The organism is Streptomyces sp. NPDC031132, from assembly GCF_055570595.1.
In genome coordinates this window covers 277,595-298,196 of sequence record NZ_JBVIGX010000004.1, presented here as the reverse complement: position 1 = coordinate 298,196, position 20,602 = coordinate 277,595, and the positions used below count along the sequence as shown (strand labels likewise).

The window sequence follows — 20,602 nt, the reverse complement described above, 5'->3', positions numbered from 1 at the left end:
TCGCCGGCGGGCCTTACGCCGTCGGGCCCTGAGCCGTCGGGTAGTCGTACGACGGGACGGGCGGCAGGGTCGGCCCGAGCTCGGGGCGCCACGCGCGCAGGACCGCCGTCGAGGGGGCGTACAGGGCATCCGGGATCTCGTCCGGGGCGAACCACTGCCAGCGCAGGATCTTGTGCGGCTCCGTGACCGCGGGGGTGCCCTCGGCGGCGGTGGTGAAGGCCCCGGCGGTCAGGCGGGTCCCCCGGGCCTTCGGGGAGAGCTGGACGGTCATGATCCGGACGTCCTCGGGAGCCACCCGCAGATCCGTCTCCTCGGCCAGTTCCCGGGCCGCGGCCTGCTCGAAGCTCTCCCCGGGGTCGACTTTCCCGCCGGGCAGCTCCCAGCGGCCGTCGTGCGCCTGCCCGAGGAGCACCCGGCCTTCGGCGTCGGCCACGACCAGCCCGACTCCGACGACGGCGTTGGGCTGCGGGACGGCCCGGGCGGGGCGTTCGGGCCGGTCGTTCGGCGTCGTCATCACTCTGCTCCGCTTTCCTGCTTCGGTGGGGTGGTGGGTCTGGCGCGTACGTGGATCCGCTCGCCCTGCGGTCCGAAGAGGCTGAGGAACTCGGCGGGCTGCGGACCCGCGTTGAAGAAGGCGTGCGGGGTGCGGGTGTCGAACTCGGCGGCCTCCCCGGCGGCGAGCACGAGATCGTGCTCGCCGAGCAGCAGCCGGAGCTGCCCCGAGAGCACGTACAGCCACTCGTAGCCCTCGTGGACCTGCAGCTCCGGGTCGACCAGCGGCCCGTCGAGGGGCGGCAGGATGTGCTTGAACGCGTGGACGCCGCCGAAATTGCGGCTGAGCGGCACGTACGTACAGCCGTGCCGGACGAAGGGGCGCGGGCGGATCCGCGGGTCGCCCGTCTCCGGCGCGCCGACCAGCTCGTCCAAAGCGACGCGGTGCGCCTTGGCGAGCGGAAGCAGCAGCTCCAGAGTCGGCCGGCGCTGCCCGGACTCCAGCCGGGAGAGGGTGGAGAGCGAGATTCCGGTGGCCTCGGCGAGCTGGGCGAGCGTGCTCCCGCGCTGCAGGCGCAGGGCGCGCAGCCGCGGCCCGACGGCGGTCAGCACGTCCGCGAGTTCCTCGTCGTCCTGCTGCCGCTGGTCGTCGCGCTGCCGGTGCGGCTGCTTCTCGGTGGCCATGGCTCCATTTGCCGGTTCGGCAAGAGTATTTGTCAAGCGGCCGGGTCCGGCCACACCCTCACCGGTATGGAAAGAGCAACCGACAGAGACATGCAATCGCGCTTCTTCGACGTGGTGGTCGTGGGCGGCGGGACCGCCGGACTCGCCGGGGCGCTGACCCTGGCCCGGGCCCGCCGGTCGGTACTGGTCCTCGACTCCGGCAGCCCCCGCAACGCCCCCGCCGCCCACCTGCACGGATACCTGGGCCGGGACGGGGCGAGCCCGGCGGAGCTGCTGGCGGTGGGGCGGTCGGAGGTCGCCGGGTACGGGGGCCGGATCCGGTCCGAGGCGGCCGGCACCGCACTCGCCGCCGACCGGCTGCCCGGGGGCGGCTTCCTGGTCCGGTGCGCCGACGGGTCGGCGGTCCGGGCCGGCCGGCTGCTGATCGCCACCGGCCTGGTGGACGAGCTGCCGGAGATCGCGGGGCTCCGGGAGCGCTGGGGGCGGGACGTGCTGCACTGCCCGTACTGCCACGGCTGGGAGGTGCGCGACGAGCCGGTCGCGGTGCTGGCCACCGGGCCGGTCGCCGTGCACCAGGCGCAGATGTGGCGGAACTGGAGCGACCAGGTCACCTTGCTGTCCCACACCTGGCCGCTCACCGACGAGGACCGGGAGCTGCTGGCCGCCCTCGGCATCGCGGTGGCGGAAGGCGAGGTGACCGGCCTCGACATCGCCGACGGCCGGCTGGCCGGGGTGGCCCTGGCCGACGGAGGGACCGTGGCGTGCACGGCCCTCGTGGTGGGGCCGCGGTTCACCGCCCGCGCCGGGGTGGCGGCGAGCCTCGGGCTGCCCGTCGCCACCGTGGAGCGGGCCGGGGTGGCGATCGGCACCTGCCTGGAAGCGGATCCGGCGACCGGGGCCACCGCGCTGCGCGGCGTCTGGGCGGCCGGGAACGTGGCCGGCCCGATGGAGCAGCTGGCGGGCGCGGCCGCGGCCGGGGTGCGTGCGGCCGTGGCGATCAACACCGACCTGATCGAGGAGGAGACCCGGCGGGCCCTCGAGGCCCACCGCGCGGGCAAGAACGGGGGCGAGGCGTAGCGCATCGGACAGGTGTGCGGGTTTCGGCCAGGGCCCGTCCGTGCAAGCTCTGAGCGGTCTGATCTTCGTACCGTTCATCGGCTCAGAGGCTCGGGGGGCACGCAATGGCACATGTGCTGGTCATCGGCGGAGGTGTCGGAGGGCTGGCGACGGCGCTGCTCGCGGCGCGGCACGGACACACCACCGAGCTGTTCGAACGCGACACGCGCGCCCCCGGCGCCGCACTCGACCGGGACTTCTTCGGCTGGCACCGGCCGGGCGTCCCGCAGGCCACCCAGCCGCACGCCCTGCTCGGCGCGGCCCGCACCGTGCTCCGGGACGAACTGCCCGACGTCCACGCGGAGATGCTGCGGCTCGGCGCCCGCGAACGGCACGAGCTGGACTGGTTCGAGGTACGCCCGCCCGAGCGGCCCGGCGACGACGACCTCGTGATGCTGCAGGCCCGGCGCATCGTGCTGGAGAGCGCGCTGGCCGCCGCCCTGCGCGCCGAACCGGGGGCCGTCATGCACCACGGGGAGCCCGTGACCGGACTGACGACGACCGGGTCGGCGACGGCCGGGTCGACGACGAGCGGGTCCGCGACGGCCGGGCCCGGAGCCTCCGGGGTGCGGGTGACGGGTGTGACCACGCAGACCGGTGCCTACGCGGCGGACCTCGTCGTGGACGCCGGCGGGCGGCGCGGCGGCGTCGAGCGGCTGCTGGCCGCGGCGGGCTGCCGCCCGGCGGTCGTGGAACGCCACCGTACGGGGCTGGCGTACTTCTGCCGCTGGTACCGGCTGCCCGAGGGGCTCGAGGAGGGGCCGCGCCGGCCCTGGGCGGTGACCGGCGGCACCTTCGCGGGGTGCGCGGTCTTCCCGGCCGACAACCGGGTGTTCGCCGTGACCCTGTTCGTCCACACGCGGGACACCACCCGCTCGGCGCTGCGCGATCCGGCCGTCTTCGAGGCCGCCGCCCGGGCCTTCCCGCCCGGTGCGGCCTGGCTGGACCTGGGCGCCGAACCGCTGTCCGGCGTACTGGCCACGGCGAGCCTGGACAACCGGTGGAGCGCGCTGGTCGACGAGCAGGGGCCGGTGGCGACGGGCCTCGTGCCGGTCGGGGACGCGATCACGCACACCAACCCGACGCTCGCGCAGGGCACCTCGCTGGCGCTGTGGGCTGCGCGCAGGGTGGCCCGTACGGCGCACCAGGACCCGGGATCGGCGCGGTACGCCGCCGAATACCACGCGTGGGCCGTGCGCACCCTGAAGCCGTGGTTCGACTTCCAGGTGGTGGCCGACGCGGCCATCGGCGAGCGGTTCGCGACCCGGGCCGGGCGGACGGGGGCGGCCCGCGAGGTGGCCGCGCTGTTCGAGTGCGCCCTGGAGGATCCCGAGGTGATGCGGGCCCGGGCACGGGTCCGGCACCTGGCCGATCCGCCGGAGCGGGCGTACGCGGACTCGGAGGTCCGGGCCCGGGTGGCGCGCTGGCTGGCGGCGCGGCCGGACTACGCACCGCACGTGGCGGGCCCGGACCGGGAGGAGTGGGAGAAGCTGACGGCGGGGTCCTGAGGGAGGGCCGGGCGGCAGCCTAGGCGCCGGCGGTCGGGCCGAGGACCTCGGCCAGGTCGTAGCCGACGACCTCCTCGAGCTGGGCGTACGTACAGCTCTCCGGCGCCCGGTCGGGCCGCCAGCGGCGGAACTGGGCGGTGTGCCGGAAGCGGTCGCCCTCCATGTGGTCGTACGCGACCTCGCAGACGCGTTCGGGGCGCAGCGGCACCCAGGAGAGGTCCTTCTTGCCGGTCCAGCGGCTCTGCGCGCCGGGCAGCCGGGCGCTCTCGTGGGCGGACTCCTCGGCCCAGGCGGCCCACGGGTGCCCGGTGGTGTCGTCCATCCGCAGCGGTGCGAGCTCGTCCACCAGCTCGGCGCGGCGCTTCATGGGGAAGGCGGCGCAGACCCCCACGTGCTGGAGGGCGCCGTGGGCGTCGTGGAGGCCCAGGAGCAGCGATCCGACAATCGGACCGCTCTTGTGGAAACGCAAACCCGCGATGACGACGTCGGCCGTACGCTCGTGCTTGATCTTGAACATGAGACGGGCGTCGGGCCGGTAGGGGAGATCGAGCGGTTTGGCGATCACCCCGTCGAGCCCGGCGCCCTCGAACCGCTCGAACCACTCCTGCGCGAGCGCGGGGTCGGTGGTCGCGGGCGCGAGATGAACGGGGGGCCGAGCGGTGGACAGGGCGTCGGTGAGGGCGGTGCGGCGGTCGGCGAGCGGGGCGTCGAGGAGCGCCTCGTCGCCGAGCGCGAGCAGGTCGAAGGCCACGAAGCTGGCGGGGGTCGTCCGCGCCAGCATGTCGACACGGGACTGCGCGGGATGGATCCGCTCGGTCAGCCGGTCGAAGTCGAGGCGCCCGCCTTGAACGATGACGATCTCGCCGTCCACCACGCAGCGGGGTGGCAGATTGTCCTTCAGCGCGGTCACCAGCTCGGGAAAGTACCGGGTCAGGGTCTTGCCGGTGCGGCTGCCGATCTCCACCTCGTCGCCGTCACGGTGCACGATGGCCCGGAACCCGTCCCACTTGGCTTCGTACTGCATGCCCGACGGGATCTTGGACACCGACTTGGCGAGCATCGGCTTCACGGGCGGCATCACGGGCAGATCCATGTCTTAGATTCTGCGGTGGTACGCCCAGGCCCGCCCGGTATGCGCACCTGGCCGGGCCCGCCTACCGTGGCGCACATGGGTGCATCCGGTAATGCGATCGAGCTGGACGCGGGCGGGCGGACGGTGCGGCTGTCCAGCCCGGACAAGGTGTACTTCCCCGAACGGGGCCTGACGAAGCTGGACGTGGCGCAGTACTACCTGGCCGTGGGCGACGGGATCACGCGCGCCCTGCGCAACCGGCCCACCACCCTGGAGCGCTACCCCGAGGGGGTGGAGGGCGAGTCCTTCTTCCAGAAGCGCGCCCCGAAGAACCTGCCCGACTGGATCCCGACCGCCCACATCGAGTTCCCCTCCGGGCGGACGGCCGACGAGATCTGCCCGACCGAGCCGGCCGCCGTGCTGTGGGCGGCCAACCTGGGCTGCCTGACCTTCCACCCCTGGCCGGTGCGCCGCGAGGACACCGACCGCCCCGACGAGCTGCGCATCGACCTGGACCCGCAGCCGGGCACCGACTACCACCACGCGGTGATCTGCGCCCACGAGCTGCGCGACGTACTGGAGGACCTGGGTCTGCGCGGCTGGCCCAAGACCTCGGGCGGGCGCGGCCTGCACGTCTTCGTCCCGCTCGAGCCGCGCTGGACCTTCACCGAGGTCCGGCGCTGCGCGATCGCGATCGGCCGGGAGCTGGAACAGCGGATGCCGGGAAAGGTGACCACGGCGTGGTGGAAGGAGGAGCGCGGCGAGCGGATCTTCGTCGACTACAACCAGACCGCCCGCGACCGCACGATCGCCTCCGCCTACTCCGTACGCCCGCGCCCGCACGCCCCGGTCTCGGCGCCGCTGCGCTGGGACGAGATCGACTCCGCCGAGCCCCGCGACTTCGACATCACCACCATGCCCGCGCGCTACGCCGAACTCGGCGACCTGCACGCGGACATGGACGACCACGCCTTCACCCTCGACGCGGCCCTGGAACTGGCCGAACGCCACGAACACGACCACGGCCTGGGCGACATGCCGTACCCGCCGGACTACCCGAAGATGCCGGGCGAACCGAAGCGCGTCCAGCCGAGCCGGGCCAAGCACGAGGACGCGAAGGACGAGGACGCGAAGGACGGGGACGCGAAGGACGGGGACGCGAAGCGCGAGGACTGAGCCCGCTGTCAGTGGCGGGTGCCATGCTCGTAGCGAGGACGGAAGGAGTACGGGTCATGCTCACGACGGACTACAAAGACGGCTCCCCGAACTGGGTCGACCTCGGCACGCCCCACCTCGACGGCGCCGCCGGGTTCTACACGGGACTGTTCGGCTGGGACTTCCGGCCGGGCGGCGAGGAAGCCGGCGGATACGCGATGTTCCACCTCGGCGGCAAGACGGTGGCGGGCGGCATGGCCGTCGCGCCGGAGGAGGTCCGGTCGGCCTGGACGCTGTACTTCCAGAGCTCCGACGCGGACGCCACTGCGGCCGCCGTGGTCAGGGCGGGCGGTACGGTCGCCGTCGAACCCAGGGACGTCATGGGCCTCGGGCGGATGGCGATCTTCGCCGACCCGGCGGGCGTCACGTTCTCGATCTGGCAGCCGGGCAGGATCGAAGGCCTCGGCGCGGTGACCGACGTCGGCACCCTGTGCTGGGCCGAGCTGTACACGGGCGACGTGCGGGCGGCCGCGGACTTCTACGGCTCGGTCTTCGGCTGGGAGATCAGCGAGATGCCCTTCGAGGGCGGCTCGTACACGATGGTCAAGGCGGCGGGTACGCCCGACGACGCGGCCTTCGGCGGCCTGGTCCCGATCGGCTCGGACCCGGTGGAGGACGCCGAACGCCCCTACTGGACCCCGTACTTCGAGGTCGCGGACTGCGACGTGACGGCGGCCAAGGCCGAGGAGTCGGGCGGCAAGGTCCGGCTGTCCCCGGTGTTCATGGAGGGCGTCGGCCGCTTCGCGAAGCTGGCGGACCCCTACGGTGCGCGGTTCGCGGTCATAGCCAGCGCTCCTGCGGCGGGAGCCTGAGGCCCTGCGGCGGTTCGGGGAGTGGGCCGGTGTTGATCAGGCGTTGATCGGACGTCCATCGGCGGCCGTGAGTATCTCCGGCATGTCGATGAACACCGCTGCCGCCACCACCGCCGCCACCGCGCCCGCCTGGTACGACCTCGCCCTCTGCGCCCAGACGGGCCCGGGCTTCTTCTTCCCGGAGCCCGGCTCGTCCCTGCGGGACGCGAAGCGGCTGTGCGGGGCGTGCGAGGGCCGCGCGGCATGCCTGGAGTACGCCCTGGCCAACGACGAGCGCTTCGGCGTCTGGGGCGGCCTCTCGGAGTCGGAGCGCCTCGCCCTGCGCCCGCGCAGCTGACCGGACCCGAGGCTGAACACGCCCCACGGCTGATCAAGCACCACGGCTGAGCAACGCGAAACCCCGGCAGAGTACGGCTCTGCCAGGGTTTCGGTGACGGATCCGAGCCGTCAGGCCTTGCGGGCCGCGATACGGGCCGCGCGGGCGGCCAGGCGCTCGTCGAACTTGCGGGCCTCGGAGTCCAGACCGTTCATGAACAGCCCCAGCTCCTCCTGGGCCTTCTGGCCCTCGGGGCCGAGACCGTCGATGTCCATGATCTTCAGGAAGCGGATCACGGGGCTCAGCACGTCGTCGTGGTGGATCCGCAGGTTGTAGACCTCGCCGATCGCCATCTGGGCGGCCATGCGCTCGAAGCCGGGCATGCCGTGTCCGGGCATCCGGAAGTTGACCACGACGTCCCGCACGGCCTGCATCGTCAGGTCCGGGGCGATCTCGAAGGCGGCGCCCAGCAGGTTCCGGTAGAAGATCATGTGCAGGTTCTCGTCCTGCGCGATGCGGGCCAGCATCCGGTCGCAGACCGGGTCACCGGACTGGTGGCCGGTGTTGCGGTGCGAGATGCGGGTCGCGAGCTCCTGGAAGGCCACGTACGCCACGGAGTGCAGCATCGAGTGGCGGTTGTCGGACTCGAAGCCCTCCGACATGTGCTGCATGCGGAACGCTTCCAGCTTGTCCGGGTCCACGGCGCGCGAGGCCAGCAGGTAGTCGCGCATCACGATGCCGTGGCGCCCCTCCTCGGCCGTCCAGCGGTGGACCCAGGTGCCCCAGGCGCCGTTGCGCCCGAAGAGCGTGGCGATCTCGTGGTGGTAGCTGGGGAGGTTGTCCTCGGTCAGCAGGTTCACGACCAGCGCGATCTTGCCGATGTCGGTGACCTTGGACTGCTGCGGGTCCCAGGCCTCGCCGTCCTCGAAGAAGCCCGGGAAGTTCCGGCCGTCGCTCCACGGGACGTACTCGTGGGGCATCCAGTCCTTGGTGACCTTCAGATGGCGGTTGAGTTCCTGCTCGACCACCTCTTCCAGCGCGTACAGCAGCTTGGCGTCGGTCCACGCCTCCGAGCTGCCGAGGTGGGGAGAGGTGATCGTCACGGGTGCTCCTGGGGACAAAGCGAATTACCTACGGTTCCGTAGCCTACGAACCCGTAGGTTAAGCGGAGCGTGAGGTGCCGCCAAGCCCCAGGCGTTCATATGCCCGGTTACATCCGGTTATCTATGCAGTTTGTAGGCGTGCTGGAGGGGCACCCGAAAGCGAAAGTCACGCCGACAGGTGGTCCCCGCCGCCTTCCTTGACGGCGGGGACGGCGCACCTGTCACTCGTGCCAGAGCGCCTCCCGCACCTCCTCGGCCGTGGTCGGCCGCATTTCGCCGTCGAGCAGCAGCCACCGCGTGATCCCGATCGACTCCAGGAACGGCACGTCGTGGCTCGCCACCAGCAGTGCGCCCTCGTACGACTCCAGCGCGCCCGTCAGCTGGCGCACGCTCGCCAGGTCCAGGTTGTTCGTCGGCTCGTCCAGCATCAGCAGCTGCGGAGCCGGCTCCGCCAGCAGCAGCGCCGCCAGCGCCGCCCGGAACCGCTCGCCGCCCGACAGGGTGCCCGCCGGCCGGTCCGCCCGGGCGCCGCGGAGCAGGAAGTGTGCGAGCCGCGCCCGGATCATGTTGTTCGAGGCCTGCGGGGCGAACCGCGCCACGTTCTCCACCACCGAAAGGCTCTCGTCGAGCACGTCCAGCCGCTGCGGCAGGAACCGCGTCGGCACATGGGTCACCGCCTCGCCGGACGCCGGCGCGAGCAGCCCCGCGATCGTGCGCAGCAGGGTCGTCTTGCCCGAACCGTTGCGGCCCACGAGCGCGATCCGCTCCGGACCGCGCAGCTCCCACTCGCCCGCTGCCCTGGCCCCGTGCACCAGGTGCACATCGCTCAGGGTCAGGACCCGGCGTCCCGGCGGGACCTGCGTGGCGGGCAGCTTGATCCGGATCTCGTCGTCGTCCCGGACGGCCTCCACCGCCTGGTCCAGCCGCTCCTTCGCCTGCGCCAGCTTCTCGGTGTGCATGATGCGGTGCTTGCCGGCCGACTCCTGGGCGGCGCGCTTGCGGGCACCCATGACGATCTTCGGCTCGCGCTTCGAGTCGTACATCTTCTGGCCGTACCGCTTGCGCCGCGCCAACTTCATGTGCGCGTCGGAGAGTTCCCGCTTCTGCCGCTGTACGTCGGCCTCCGCGACCCGGACCATCCGCTCGGCAGCGTCCTGCTCGGCGGCGAGCTGCTGCTCGTACGCCGTGAAGTTCCCTCCGTACCAGCGGACTTCGCCGTCGTGCAGATCGGCGATCTGGTCGACCCGCTCGAGCAGCTCCCGGTCGTGGCTGACCAGGAGCATCACCCCGGACCAGGACTCGACCGCCGCGTACAGGCGGTGCCGGGCGCGCAGGTCGAGGTTGTTCGTCGGCTCGTCCAGCAGGAGGACGTCGGGGCGGGCGAGCAGCAGGGCTGCGAGGCGCAGCAACACGCATTCGCCGCCGGACAGTTCGCCGACCGTACGGTCCAGGCCGATCCGTGCGAGCCCGAGCTGGTCGAGGGTGGCCACGGCCCGCTCCTCGACGTCCCAGTCGTCGCCGACCGTGGCGAAGTTCGCCTCGGTGGCCTCGCCCGCCTCGATGGCGTGCAGGGCGTCGCGCGTGGCACGGATGCCGAGCGCCTCGTCCACGCGCAGGGCGGTGTCGAGGGTGACGGTCTGCGGGAGGTGGCCGATGGTGCCGGCCACGGACAACTGGCCCTCGGACGGGGCAAGCACGCCCGCGACGAGCTTCAGCAGGGTGGACTTCCCGCAGCCGTTGAGCCCGATGAGGCCGGTACGGCCGGGGCCCACGGCCAGGTCGAAGTCCTCGAAGACGGGTGTGCCGTCGGGCCAGTCGAAGGACAGGGCGGAACAGGTGATGAAAGCAGGGGCATGACTCATGGAGGCCTCCAGGTTGCGTGAATGGTGCGTGCAACGCGGGGAGACAGCCGACGGTGGGATCCGATGGCGGATCGATGGGATCGGTCGGTGTCTCGAACCTCAGAAGAGCAACGTCCTGCTCCGTTTCGACGGCAGTGGGGCGTCTACGAAGCTACGGGCGGCCGGGAGCCGCCCGCAAACGAATTAACCGCGGGAGGGAAGGAGGCCGTCCGGCTTCAGTGCGGGTCGCGCATCAGCTCGGCCAGGCTGTGGTCCATGTCGAGGTACAGGTGCTCCAGCCCCGGCGGGACGACCGTCGCGGCCCGTTCCAGGAACCGGTGCAGTTCGGCCGTCACCATCAGCACGATCGCCACGCCCTCGGGCGCGTGGAACTCGATCGTGGTCCGGTCGATGTCGTAGGGCCGCACCCGGACGTCGCCGCACCCCGTCGGGCGGTCCAGCCCCGATTCGAGGAGCTCGCGCGCGAAGGTCCACGAGACCTCGATGCCCTCGAGGGTGGCGGGGGCGGGGAAGGCCATGCGCACGGCGAACGGATCCGCGCGGTCGTAGCAGAGCGTGACGGGTACGGTCTCGACCTTCGGGGCGGTGGCGACCAGACGGGCCTGCACGGCCTGCTCGATAACAGTGATCAAGGCTCGCTCCCTTGCGGCGGATCTGCTGCCGGGCGTGGGGTGGAACCCGGCAACCGGATAGACGCCGGAATCGGCAAATCCGTGCACGCGAACCGACGTGAGCTGTGTCACCGATTGGCTGGAACGCGTCCGTTTGATCGCACAGAGTGACGGCGTGAGGGGGTGGGAAGGGTGCGCGCGAAGGGGCCTCAGTCGCTGCCGCACGCTCCGGAGTGGTCGCAGAACGGCTGGTTCCCGCTCACTCCACAGGCGCAAAGCATCGCCCTGGTCTCCCTGCGGACGGTCCCCTCCGGGGTCGTCACGCGCAGATCGCCGCGCATCACGAGCTGGCCGGCGGGCGACCGTACGACGGTGGTCGGCCGGTCCGGCTCCTCGGCCGGCCCTTCGTCCGCGAGCCGGTACTGCAGCGCGCCCGAGGGGCAGCGGCGGATCACCTCGGCCACCCGCTCAGGCCCGGCCCCGTCGGGCTGCACCCACGGACGCTTCCCCGAGTCGAACACCTCGGGCAGTCCGCCCACGCACTCGGCGGCGTGCAGACACCGGCCGGTGTCGTAGGTGACGGTGATGCGCTTGCCGTCGTAGGCCTTGGGTTCCTTGGATGGCATGGCCTCAGCCTAGGAACGCGGCGGCCCGGATGCACCCTGGACGCCGGATCCGGGGTGCATTAGCTTCCGGCGCCATGAGACTTCTGGGAGTTGGCATGTGCGCAGCAGCTCTGGCGGTGGGGCTGTTGGCCGCCCCCGCGTACGCGGAGGACGTTCACGACACGCAGGGGTACGACGTGCAGGGGTTACGGGGCGCGGACTGGGCGCTGAAGGAGACCGGCAAGGACTCCCGCTTCCGCGGGCTGGCGGCGGTCAGCCGCTCCACGGCCTGGGTGGCCGGTTCGAAGGGCACGGTGCTGCGCACCGTGGACGGCGGCCGCAGCTGGCGCGACGTCTCGCCGCCGGGCGCGGTCGCGGAGGGCCTGGAGCTGCGCGACATCGAGGCCTTCGACGCACGGCGCGCGGTGGCCCTGTCCATCGGGGAGGGCGAGGCGTCACGGGTGCTGCGCACCGAGGACGGCGGCGCCACCTGGACCGAGACCTTCCGCAACCCCGACCCGCGGGCCTTCTACGACTGCCTCACCTTCTTCGACTCCCGGCACGGGCTGGCCATGAGCGACCCGGTGGACGGCAGGTTCCGGATCCTGTCGACGCAGGACGGCGGCCGGAACTGGTCGGTGCTGCCGAGTGCGGGCATGCCGGACGCCCTGCCGGGCGAGGCGGGCTTCGCGGCGAGCGGCCAGTGCCTGGTGAGCGCCGGGGCGCGCGACGTCTGGCTGGCCACGGGCGGCGGCGCGGCCGCCCGGATCCTGCACTCGGCGGACCGCGGCCGCACCTGGCGGGTCGCCGAATCGGGCATCCCGGCGGGCGATCCGGCCAAGGGGGTCTTCGCCCTGGCCTTCCGCGACCGTACGAGGGGCCTCGCGGTCGGCGGTGACTACCGCACCGGCGAGGCCTCCCCGCAGGCCGCGGCCGTCTCGGCGGACGCGGGCCGCACCTGGCGCCCGTCCCACACCCCGCCGCCCGCGTACCGCTCGGGCGCGGCCTGGCTCCCGCACCTGCGCGACGCGGCCCTCGCGGTGGGCCCGACGGGCACGGACGTCACGACGGACGGCGGCAGCAGTTGGCGCCCGCTTGCGGCCGGCTCGTTCGACACCGTCGACTGCGCGGGCGACGGGGGCTGCTGGGCGGCGGGGGAGAAGGGGCGGGTGGGGAGGCTGGAAGGCCGCTCGTCGGGGTCCTGATGGTTGATCAGGAGGGTGGGGTGGCTTGTGGGGTGGCCTGTGGGGTGGCTCGTGGGGTGGCCTGTGGGGTGGCTTGTGGGGCGGCCTGACAGGTGGTCTGTGGGGTGGCCCGGGGAATGGTGAACAGGTCCATTCCCGGGTACTGGCCGGTGACGAAGCCCGCTGCCTTGTACACGGGTTCGCCGTCGGAGCTGGCGTGCAGCTGGATGTAGTGGATCCCGTTGCCGTTCAGCCAGGCGGTGAGCCCGTCGACGATCCGCCGGCCGTGGCCCTGACCGCGGGCTCCTTCGTCGGTGACGATGCCGTCGAGGTAGCCGCGCCGCCCGTCGGTCCACCGGGGGCTGGGCAGGTGGTACGTGACCCAGGCCATGCCGGTGGCCAGCAGGGGCTCGCCGGGTGCTCCGCCGACGACCAGGCAGTGCACGTCGGGGCGTTCGCTGATCCGCTCGAGGAACCACCCGCGGGCGACATCCCGCCAAGCGGCATCGAGGGGCCCGGGGTCAACCCCGAGGGCGGCGAGAGCCACGGCCCGAAGCCGGACCAGCTCGGGTATGTCGTCGGGGACGGCGGGGCGGGGTGCGGGGTGCATGGTGGCTCCAGGGGTGTCGGGGTGCGTGTGTCGGGGTGGGGAGGGGGGCGGGGTCTCGGCGGGCGGGGTCTGTGTGAGCGGCGTCGGGAGGGTCGGTCGGAGCCGGGGGCGGGGTCTGCGTGGTCGGCGACGGAAGGCTCGAGCGGGATGTCGAGGGCGGGGTCTGTGTGAGCGGCGTCGGAAGGGTCGGTCGGGGGGCCAGGGGCGGGGTCTGTGCGAGCGGCGTCCGAGTGGGTACGGGGGCGTCCCGTCAGTCCACTGTCCTTCCGTGTCGTGCCGGTCCCTCAAGGGCGCTCCTCCTTCGTCGTCGCGTCGCTTCGCGATGGCCTTCGGCCACCCTTGACCGACCGACCCGCCCCGGAAAGACAACAGACTGCCGGGAAGCCCCCGAAGGATGGCCGGGGGGTTCGGATCCGGTCCAGCCCAGATCAGAGATGCCGAGCAGGGGCCCCTGGTCATCCGGAGTCAGTCCCCAGGACCACCCAGGCGGAGCAGGATGGGGCCCGGGGAGGGAACGGCTCCCTGAAGGGCCCATAGGAAGCCCTTTCCGGACCCGGGCAGGGTCAACCTGCACCAGACAGCGATGAGATGACCATGCGGTGCCGCCTGGACCGTGGACGCCCCAGATCGCTACGCGCTCCTCATCTCTCGGCGTCCGACGACCGTCTGGGGTTGGGCGGGCAACTCTGCGAGGGCGCGGTCGGTCTGCGCCGAACGGGTCGACGACGTGGTTGGACGCCGTTGCGGCCTGGGCATTTCGGACGAGCGCCATAGGGTGGCCGTCGTTGACAGGGGACGGAAGAACGGACGTTCATGGCGTACGAACTGCGGGACCGCGCGATCTTTCGTGCCACCTCGACTCCTGACACCACCGCCACCCACGACATCGGCCTGCTCGTGCTTCGGCTCGTTGTCGGCTTCACCATGGCCGGCCACGGCACACAGAAGCTCTTCGGCTGGTTCAAGGGCCCGGGCCTCACCGCGACCGGCAAGGGCTTCTCGATGAGCGGCTATCCCGCAGGGGATGCCATGGCCGTCATCGCCGGACTCTCCGAGACCCTGGGTGGCCTCGGTCTCGCCCTCGGCCTGCTCACTCCGCTCGCGGGGGCGGCTCTGACCGGTATTTTCATCAACGTCCTCGCCGTCCGGGGCTTGAGCACCTACTTCGCCCCCAAGGGTGTGGAACTCGAGTCGGTGCTCTTCGCCGGAGTCATCGCCCTGACCCTCACCGGGCCGGGACGTTTCTCCGTCGACCACTTCCTCCCCGGCCTACGTGAGTCGCGGCCCCGGTACTCCGTCCTCGGACTGTTGCTGGGAGCCGTAGTGGGGTTCATCGTCCTCCTCATCCGCGACTGACCCCCTTTCGACGCGCGCCGAAGCGACTACTTGAGGGCACTGGGAGCCGAAAAGGGTCAGATGGAGTCTGTTGCCGGAATTCTCAACCTCCCACTCCGGTAGGCGTCAATTCACCCCCCATCCAGCCACCAAAACGGAATAAACAGCCCACAGTCGCATCCCAGGCTGACCTCTGCCGGTCGTGGGCGGCTTGTGACCAGCCCCAGGCGGTCGTCGGACGCCGAGAGATGAGAAGCGCGTAGCGATTTGGGGCGCCTGCGGGCCCACCCCTACCGGCATGGGCATCTGGTCGCTGTCTGGTGCAGGTTGACCCTGCCCGGGTCCGGAAAGGGCTTCCTATGGGCCCTTCAGGGAGCCGTTCCCTCCCCGGGGCCCCATCCTGCTCCGCCTCGGTGGTCCTGGTGGGCTGGGTGCGGATGACCAGGGGGCCCCTGCTCGGCATCTCTGATCGGCGCTTATCGGAACATGAACCCCCCGGCCATCCTTCGGGGGCTTCCCGGCAGTCTTATGGCATTCCGGGGCGGGTCGGTCGGTCAAGGGTGGCCGCAGGCCATCGCGTAGCGACGCGACGACGAAGGAGGAGCGCCCTTGAGGGACCGGCACGACACGGAAGGACAGTGGACTGACGGGACGCCCCCGGACACACGCCGACGCCGAGTACGCGGACCCCGCCGCCCGTACGTCCCGATCCATCCTCCCGACGCCGCTCGCACAGACCCCGCCCCTGGCCCCCGCCCCGCCCCTCCCCACACCGACCAACCGCCCCCGCCCCCTACCCCACCGGACTCTCCCGCACCGCCGCCAGGTCCCCCGACGTCTTCGTCGCGATGAACTCCGTGATGCGGTACTCGCAGACGCCGGCCAGTGTGAACGGGTCCTCTGTCGAGATGCGCTCGATCTCCGCGCGGGAGACCCCGGCGGCCAGGATGATGCCGCCCTCGCGCGGGACCTTGCGGCCCGAGGCGAGGAAGACGCCCGAGGCGTAGTAGCCGTCCAGCCAGGCGATGTGCGCGTCCATCTCCTCTTCGACGGATTCCACGGGTGCGGTGTAGGTGAGCTCCATGACGAACATGATCGTCAGGCTACTCTCGCACCATCATGACGAGCGTAAAGACCCCCGCCGACGAGGCCGAGGCCCGGGCGATACAAGACGAACTCCGCCAGCACGTCGTGCTCGACGAGCCCGGCCCGCCGCCCCGGCGGGGGCTCGTCGCAGGCGTGGACGTCGCCTACGACGACGAGCGCGACCTGGTCGCCGCCGCGGCCGTCGTCCTCGATGCCGCCACCCTCGAGGTCGTCGAGGAGGCGACGGCCGTCGGGCACGTCAGCTTCCCGTACGTGCCCGGGCTCCTCGCCTTCCGGGAGCTGCCCACCGTGCTGGCCGCACTGGACGACCTCACCGTCGCCCCCGACCTCGTCGTCTGCGACGGCTACGGGCTCGCCCACCCCCGCGGCTTCGGACTCGCCTGCCACCTCGGGGTGGTCACGGGACTGCCGAGCATGGGCGTCGCGAAGAACCCGTTCACGTTCACCTACGAGGAGCCCGGCGCGCTGCGGGGCGACGCCGCCCCGCTGCTCGCGGCCGACGGCGCCGTCGTCGGGCGGGCGCTGCGTACGCAGGACCGGATCAAGCCGGTGTACGTCTCCGTCGGCCACCGGCTCTCGCTCGACAACGCCTGCGCCCACGCCCTCGCACTGAGCCCCCGCTTCCGGATCCCCGAGTCCACCCGCCGCGCCGACTCCCTCTGCCGACGGGCCCTGCACGAAGCCTCCTGACCACCGCCCGCCACCGCTGCCGCCCGCTCCTGCCGCCGCCCGCTACTGCTGCGAGGCCACCCGGAACCGGATCCCCGCCTTCTGCAGCCGGTCCAGCAGGGCGTCGCCCATCGCCACCGCCGTGGTGAGCTGGCCGGCCCGTTCCGGCAGGGCGTCGTACGCGAGGCACAGCGCCGACTCCGCCAGCATCTTGGCGGTCTCGCCGTAGCCCGGGTCGCCGCCCGAGACCTCGGTGAACACGCGGCGGCCGCCGCCCTCGCCCACGAAGCGGACCGTGAACCAGCTGCGCGCCCGGCGCTCCGCGTCCGGGCCGCGGCCCGGCTCCCAGCGGCTCATCAGCCACCGCCGCGCCGCCGGGAGCTGTGCCAGGGCCACCGTCGCGCCGATCGCCGCCGTACCGCCCAAGGCGACCGGGAGGTGCTTCACCGAGGCGTACTGCCGGTAGCGGAAGTCCGGCCCGTACCGCTCCAGCGCGGCCGCCGAGCGGGTCACGATCCGGGGGTCCAGGGTCGGCAGCGGGAGCGCCCACGCCCCGGTCTCCCGGCTGAACCGCGGCGCGCCGAGCGGCCCCCGTACGCGCCGTTCCAGCAGCCGGGGCTCGTGCAGCCGGCGCTCGTGGGCGGCGGCCAGGCTCTGCGGCCCTCGGCCCATGATGGTGAGGGCGGAGGCCAGGGTCCCGCCGGAGAAGACCGCGTTGGACCGCATGAACCCGTCCACCCGCAGCGGCACGCCCTCCGGCAGCTGTCCCACCGTGAAGTACGCGCCGAGGTCGGCCGGGATCGAGTCGAAGCCGCAGGCGTGCACCAGCCGCGCGCCGGTCTCCCGGGCCCGGGCGTCGTGCTCGACGTACGTCCGGTCCACGAACTCCGGCTCACCGGTGAGGTCCACGTAGTCCGTGCCCGCTGCGGCGCAGGCGGCGACCAGCTCCGCCCCGTACAGGACGTACGGTCCCACCGTCGTGGCCAGGACCCGCGTGGAGGCGGCCAGTTCCCGTACGGCCTGCGCGTCCCCTGCGTCCGCTCGGAGCAGCGGCAGCGACGCGCACCCGGGATCGAGCGCGGTCAGCCGCTCGCGCAGCCGCTCCAGCTTGCCGAGGTCGCGGCCCGCGAGCGCCCACCGGCAGTCGGCGGGGGCGTGCGCGGCGAGGTACTCGGCGGTCAGGGCTCCGACGAACCCGGTCGCGCCGAAGAGCACCACGTCGTAGGCCCGGTCACGATGGCGCTCACGCCCCGCAGCCTCGTCGGTCTGCCGAACCTCTTCGTTCATCACGGCTCCTCTCCGCTCCCCGCTCCTGTCGGTGGCCGAGGCTAGCGCGCGACCACGGTACGAAGAACAGTGCCCCGGCGGCGGCCTGGACGGCATTTCCCGGGGCGCGCGTCGGGCGCACGAACGGCGGGTCGGTCGTCGTGGTCCGCGCCGAAGGGGTCCACGACCAGGTCATGTCGCCCGTGGCGTTCGATCGCGGGGGTTTGCGCGGCTCGATCGCGCCCTTGCGGGAGGTCTGCGGTCCGGTTGCCCGGACGGTGTCGGTGGCCGGGGCTAGCGTGAGGACCGACTGTCCGTGCGAGCAGGTGTGACCTGTGCTGAGTGGAGGCGTCCATGAAGGCTGCGGTGCGCAAGTGGGAGGCGGTGCGGGAGTTTGCCCGCGGGCTGCCGGAGGCCGTGGTGGAGTTTCCGTGGGGTCCGGAGGACTGCGTCGTGAAGGTCAACAAGAAGATCTTCGTCTTCCTGGGCAACGCCGACGGCCCGCAGTCGCCGGGGCTCTCCGTGAAGCTCAAGGACGAGGCGCTGCACGGCCACGCCATGACCGCGCCGGGGGCGGAGCCGACCGGGTACGGGCTGGGGAAGGCCGGCTGGGTCTCGCTGCCGCTGGGGGAGAAGGGGGCGCCGTCGCTCGAGGTGCTGTGCGAATGGGTGGAGGAGAGCTACCGGACGGTCGCCCTGAAGCGGCACCTGAAGGAGCTCGACGCGCGAAACGAGTCAACCGGCTAAGCGCTTGCTCTTGTGCTGAGTGGAACACGTTCCTAGCATCGCTGGTGTTACATCAGTTGTGTCACACAGTGGCGGCAGTGGCGGCAGTGGTGCCGAGGATGCTGGGGGCTCGATGGCAGTGACAGGGAACGTGCCCGGCAACGGCCCGCTCGCGGGCGTGCGCGTCGTGGAACTGGCGGGCATCGGCCCGGGCCCGTTCGCCGCCATGCTCCTCGCCGATCTCGGCGCGGACGTCGTACGGGTGGACCGTCCCGGCGGCGGCGGGCTCGCGGTCGATCCCGCGTACGACATCACCAACCGCGGCAAGCGGTCCGTCCTGGTCGACCTGAAGTCGGCCGACGGCCCCGCCCGCGTGCTGGACCTGGTCGAGCGGGCCGACGTGCTCATCGAGGGATTCCGCCCCGGGGTCGCCGAGCGGCTCGGCGTCGGACCCGCCGACTGCCACGCCCGCAATCCGGCGCTCGTCTACGGCCGGATGACCGGCTGGGGCCAGGACGGCCCGCTCGCGCACACCGCCGGGCACGACATCGCGTACATCGCCGTCACCGGCGCCCTCGGCATGATCGGGAATCCGGGCGAGCCCCCGGCCGTCCCCGCCAACCTCGTCGGGGACTACGCGGGCGGCTCGCTCTACCTCGTCATCGGGGTCCTCGCGGCCCTGCAGCACGCCCGCACCCCGGGCGGCACGGGCCAGGTCGTGGACGCGGCCATCGTCGACGGCACCGCCCACCTCACCGCCATGATCCACGGGATGATGGCGGCCGGCGGCTGGCAGGACCGGCGCGGGGCGAACCTCCTCGACGGCGGCTGCCCCTTCTACGGCACGTACGAGACCTCCGACGGCCAGTACATGGCGGTCGGCGCGCTGGAGCAGCAGTTCTACGACACCTTCGTGGAACTGCTCGGCATCGAGGACGGGGCTCCGGCCCGCAAGGACATGGCCCGCTGGGGCGAGCTCCGCGAGACCGTCGCAGCCCGCTTCAAGTCCCGCACGCGGGACGAGTGGACGGCGGTCTTCGAGGGCTCCGACGCCTGCGTCGCGCCCGTACTGTCCCTGCGCGAGGCGCCGCAGCACCCGCACCTCGCCGCCCGCGCCACCTTCACCGACTTCGGCGGGATCACCCAGCCCGCACCCGCGCCCCGGTTCTCGGCCACGCCGGTCGCGGTGGCCTCGGGCCCGGCGCAGCCGGGGGCCGACACCGAATCCGTGGCCCGCGACTGGGACGTGCCGGGCCTGACCGCGAAGGGCGAGGGCGTCTGATGGAACTCTCCATGATGCTCGACTACTCCGGGGACCCGCGCCGGGCCGCCGACGAGGCGGCGGCGCTGGAGGCGGCCGGGCTCGACGCCGTGTGGGTCGCCGAGGCCTGGGGCTTCGACTCCCCGACGATCATGGGCTATCTGGCGGCCCGCACCGAGCGGATGAAGATCGGCTCGGCCATCCTCAACGTCTACTCCCGCACCCCCGCCCTCGTCGCCCAGACGGCGGCCGGGCTCGACGCCATGTCGGGCGGCCGGGCGCTGCTGGGCCTCGGCGCCTCCGGGCCGCAGGTCGTCGAGGGCTGGCACGGGAAGCCGTACGACAAGCCGCTCGGCCGGACCCGCGAGACCGTCGAGCTGTGCCGGCGGATCTGGCGCCGCGAGACGATCGACCACCACGGCATCACCGACATGCCGCTGCCGCCCGAGAAGGGCGGACGGCACGGCAAGCCGCTGAAGATCCTCACCCGGCCGGTCCGCGACGCGATCCCCGTGTACATCGCCTCGCTCGGTCCCGCGAACGTACGGATGACCGCCGAGATCGCCGACGGCTGGCTGCCCACCCTGTTCATCCCGGAGAAGGCCCGCGCGGTGTGGGGGAGCGCCCTCGCCGAGGGCGCGGCCCTGCGCGCCCCGGAGCTCGGCCCGCTGCAGACCGTGGCGGGCGGGCTGCTCGCGATCGGCGAGGACGCGGCCGCCGTACGGGACCTGGCGCGCCCGCAGATCGCGCTGTACGTCGGCGGGATGGGCGCGGTCGGCAAGAACTTCTACAACGACCTCGCCGTCGCCTACGGCTACGAGGAGGAGGCCCGCACGATCCAGGAGCTGTACCTCTCCGGCCGCAAGCGCGATGCGGCGGCCGCCGTCCCGGACGAGTTCTGCGAGCTCATGACGTTGTGCGGGCCGGAGAGTTACGTGCGCGAGCGGGTCGAGGCCTTCCGGGAGGCGGGCGTCACCATGCTCAACGTCACACCCGTCGGTGCCGAGCCGGCCCGGCTGATCGAAACCGTCAAGAGCTGGCTCTAGGG

The 20,602-nt window shown here is 72.5% G+C and carries 21 protein-coding genes; 11 read left to right on the top strand and 10 right to left on the bottom strand.

The window, feature by feature from the left end; all coding sequences use genetic code 11:
* Positions 1-13: 13 nt before the first annotated feature.
* Positions 14-514, bottom strand: a complete 501-nt coding sequence (locus ACZ49B_RS08980; RefSeq protein WP_468302222.1) for a nucleotide triphosphate diphosphatase NUDT15 — start codon at positions 512-514, stop codon at positions 14-16.
* Positions 514-1,176, bottom strand: a complete 663-nt coding sequence (locus ACZ49B_RS08975; RefSeq protein WP_468302219.1) for a helix-turn-helix domain-containing protein — start codon at positions 1,174-1,176, stop codon at positions 514-516. Before ACZ49B_RS08975 ends, ACZ49B_RS08980 begins: the two co-directional genes overlap by 1 nt.
* A gap of 66 nt (positions 1,177-1,242) precedes the next feature.
* On the opposite strand from ACZ49B_RS08975, the gene ACZ49B_RS08970 reads away from it, so the two are divergent.
* The gene (locus tag ACZ49B_RS08970) at positions 1,243-2,253 is read left to right on the top strand and encodes an NAD(P)/FAD-dependent oxidoreductase (RefSeq protein WP_468302216.1); all 1,011 of its coding nucleotides are present in this window, start codon (positions 1,243-1,245) and stop codon (positions 2,251-2,253) included.
* A gap of 104 nt (positions 2,254-2,357) precedes the next feature.
* Positions 2,358-3,800, top strand: coding sequence for an NAD(P)/FAD-dependent oxidoreductase (locus ACZ49B_RS08965; RefSeq protein ID WP_468302214.1), 1,443 nt, complete (start codon positions 2,358-2,360; stop codon positions 3,798-3,800).
* Between the two features lie 19 nt (positions 3,801-3,819).
* Here the strand turns inward: ACZ49B_RS08965 and ACZ49B_RS08960 are convergent, their stop codons facing one another.
* Positions 3,820-4,893 (bottom strand): ATP-dependent DNA ligase, encoded by a 1,074-nt coding sequence (locus tag ACZ49B_RS08960; protein ID WP_468302212.1) that lies wholly within the window; start codon positions 4,891-4,893, stop codon positions 3,820-3,822.
* 75 nt (positions 4,894-4,968) lie between these two features.
* Between ACZ49B_RS08960 and ligD the strand changes: the two genes are divergently transcribed.
* From ligD to ACZ49B_RS08945, 3 genes are all read left to right on the top strand, one after another.
* Positions 4,969-6,048: a non-homologous end-joining DNA ligase gene (gene ligD / locus ACZ49B_RS08955; protein ID WP_468302209.1), complete on the top strand. Its 1,080-nt coding sequence runs from the start codon at positions 4,969-4,971 to the stop codon at positions 6,046-6,048.
* A gap of 56 nt (positions 6,049-6,104) precedes the next feature.
* Positions 6,105-6,899, top strand: a complete 795-nt coding sequence (locus tag ACZ49B_RS08950) for a VOC family protein (protein WP_468302206.1) — start codon at positions 6,105-6,107, stop codon at positions 6,897-6,899.
* Between the two features lie 82 nt (positions 6,900-6,981).
* Positions 6,982-7,236, top strand: a complete 255-nt coding sequence (locus ACZ49B_RS08945) for a WhiB family transcriptional regulator (RefSeq protein WP_468302204.1) — start codon at positions 6,982-6,984, stop codon at positions 7,234-7,236.
* A gap of 110 nt (positions 7,237-7,346) precedes the next feature.
* Here the strand turns inward: ACZ49B_RS08945 and ACZ49B_RS08940 are convergent, their stop codons facing one another.
* The 4 genes from ACZ49B_RS08940 to ACZ49B_RS08925 all read right to left on the bottom strand — a co-directional run bounded on the left by ACZ49B_RS08940 (position 7,347) and on the right by ACZ49B_RS08925 (position 11,417).
* Positions 7,347-8,318: an acyl-ACP desaturase gene (locus ACZ49B_RS08940; RefSeq protein ID WP_468302201.1), complete on the bottom strand. Its 972-nt coding sequence runs from the start codon at positions 8,316-8,318 to the stop codon at positions 7,347-7,349.
* A 221-nt stretch (positions 8,319-8,539) separates the two neighbouring features.
* Positions 8,540-10,180, bottom strand: coding sequence for an ABC-F family ATP-binding cassette domain-containing protein (locus tag ACZ49B_RS08935; protein ID WP_468302199.1), 1,641 nt, complete (start codon positions 10,178-10,180; stop codon positions 8,540-8,542).
* Between the two features lie 215 nt (positions 10,181-10,395).
* Positions 10,396-10,812: a spore wall synthesis regulator SsgD gene (ssgD, locus tag ACZ49B_RS08930; protein ID WP_468302196.1), complete on the bottom strand. Its 417-nt coding sequence runs from the start codon at positions 10,810-10,812 to the stop codon at positions 10,396-10,398.
* 188 nt (positions 10,813-11,000) lie between these two features.
* Positions 11,001-11,417 (bottom strand): (4Fe-4S)-binding protein, encoded by a 417-nt coding sequence (locus ACZ49B_RS08925; RefSeq protein ID WP_468302193.1) that lies wholly within the window; start codon positions 11,415-11,417, stop codon positions 11,001-11,003.
* A 95-nt stretch (positions 11,418-11,512) separates the two neighbouring features.
* On the opposite strand from ACZ49B_RS08925, the gene ACZ49B_RS08920 reads away from it, so the two are divergent.
* Positions 11,513-12,601: a WD40/YVTN/BNR-like repeat-containing protein gene (locus tag ACZ49B_RS08920; RefSeq protein WP_468302190.1), complete on the top strand. Its 1,089-nt coding sequence runs from the start codon at positions 11,513-11,515 to the stop codon at positions 12,599-12,601.
* Positions 12,602-12,608: 7 nt separating this feature from the next.
* Here ACZ49B_RS08920 and ACZ49B_RS08915 read toward each other — a convergent pair whose 3' ends face one another.
* Positions 12,609-13,190 carry a GNAT family N-acetyltransferase gene (locus tag ACZ49B_RS08915; protein WP_468302187.1) on the bottom strand — a complete coding sequence of 194 codons (582 nt, stop codon included), beginning with the start codon at positions 13,188-13,190 and terminating at the stop codon, positions 12,609-12,611.
* A gap of 813 nt (positions 13,191-14,003) precedes the next feature.
* Here ACZ49B_RS08915 and ACZ49B_RS08910 point away from each other — a divergent pair.
* Positions 14,004-14,546, top strand: a complete 543-nt coding sequence (locus ACZ49B_RS08910) for a DoxX family protein (protein ID WP_468302184.1) — start codon at positions 14,004-14,006, stop codon at positions 14,544-14,546.
* Positions 14,547-15,318: 772 nt separating this feature from the next.
* Here the strand turns inward: ACZ49B_RS08910 and ACZ49B_RS08905 are convergent.
* Positions 15,319-15,618 carry a YciI family protein gene (locus ACZ49B_RS08905; protein WP_468302183.1) on the bottom strand — a complete coding sequence of 100 codons (300 nt, stop codon included), beginning with the start codon at positions 15,616-15,618 and terminating at the stop codon, positions 15,319-15,321.
* A gap of 26 nt (positions 15,619-15,644) precedes the next feature.
* On the opposite strand from ACZ49B_RS08905, the gene ACZ49B_RS08900 reads away from it, so the two are divergent.
* Complete coding sequence (locus ACZ49B_RS08900; protein ID WP_468302181.1) at positions 15,645-16,322, top strand: endonuclease V; 678 nt, start codon at positions 15,645-15,647, stop codon at positions 16,320-16,322.
* A 42-nt stretch (positions 16,323-16,364) separates the two neighbouring features.
* Here ACZ49B_RS08900 and ACZ49B_RS08895 read toward each other — a convergent pair whose 3' ends face one another.
* Positions 16,365-17,588 carry a saccharopine dehydrogenase family protein gene (locus ACZ49B_RS08895; protein WP_468302179.1) on the bottom strand — a complete coding sequence of 408 codons (1,224 nt, stop codon included), beginning with the start codon at positions 17,586-17,588 and terminating at the stop codon, positions 16,365-16,367.
* Positions 17,589-17,921: 333 nt separating this feature from the next.
* Here ACZ49B_RS08895 and ACZ49B_RS08890 point away from each other — a divergent pair, with 333 nt between their 5' ends.
* The 3 genes from ACZ49B_RS08890 to ACZ49B_RS08880 all read left to right on the top strand — a co-directional run bounded on the left by ACZ49B_RS08890 (position 17,922) and on the right by ACZ49B_RS08880 (position 20,600).
* Positions 17,922-18,314, top strand: coding sequence for an MmcQ/YjbR family DNA-binding protein (locus ACZ49B_RS08890; RefSeq protein WP_468302178.1), 393 nt, complete (start codon positions 17,922-17,924; stop codon positions 18,312-18,314).
* A 112-nt stretch (positions 18,315-18,426) separates the two neighbouring features.
* The gene (locus tag ACZ49B_RS08885) at positions 18,427-19,575 is read left to right on the top strand and encodes a CaiB/BaiF CoA transferase family protein (RefSeq protein ID WP_468302176.1); all 1,149 of its coding nucleotides are present in this window, start codon (positions 18,427-18,429) and stop codon (positions 19,573-19,575) included.
* Positions 19,575-20,600 (top strand): LLM class F420-dependent oxidoreductase, encoded by a 1,026-nt coding sequence (locus ACZ49B_RS08880; protein WP_468302175.1) that lies wholly within the window; start codon positions 19,575-19,577, stop codon positions 20,598-20,600. The genes ACZ49B_RS08885 and ACZ49B_RS08880 overlap by 1 nt, the downstream gene beginning before the upstream one ends.
* Positions 20,601-20,602 lie beyond the last annotated feature (2 nt).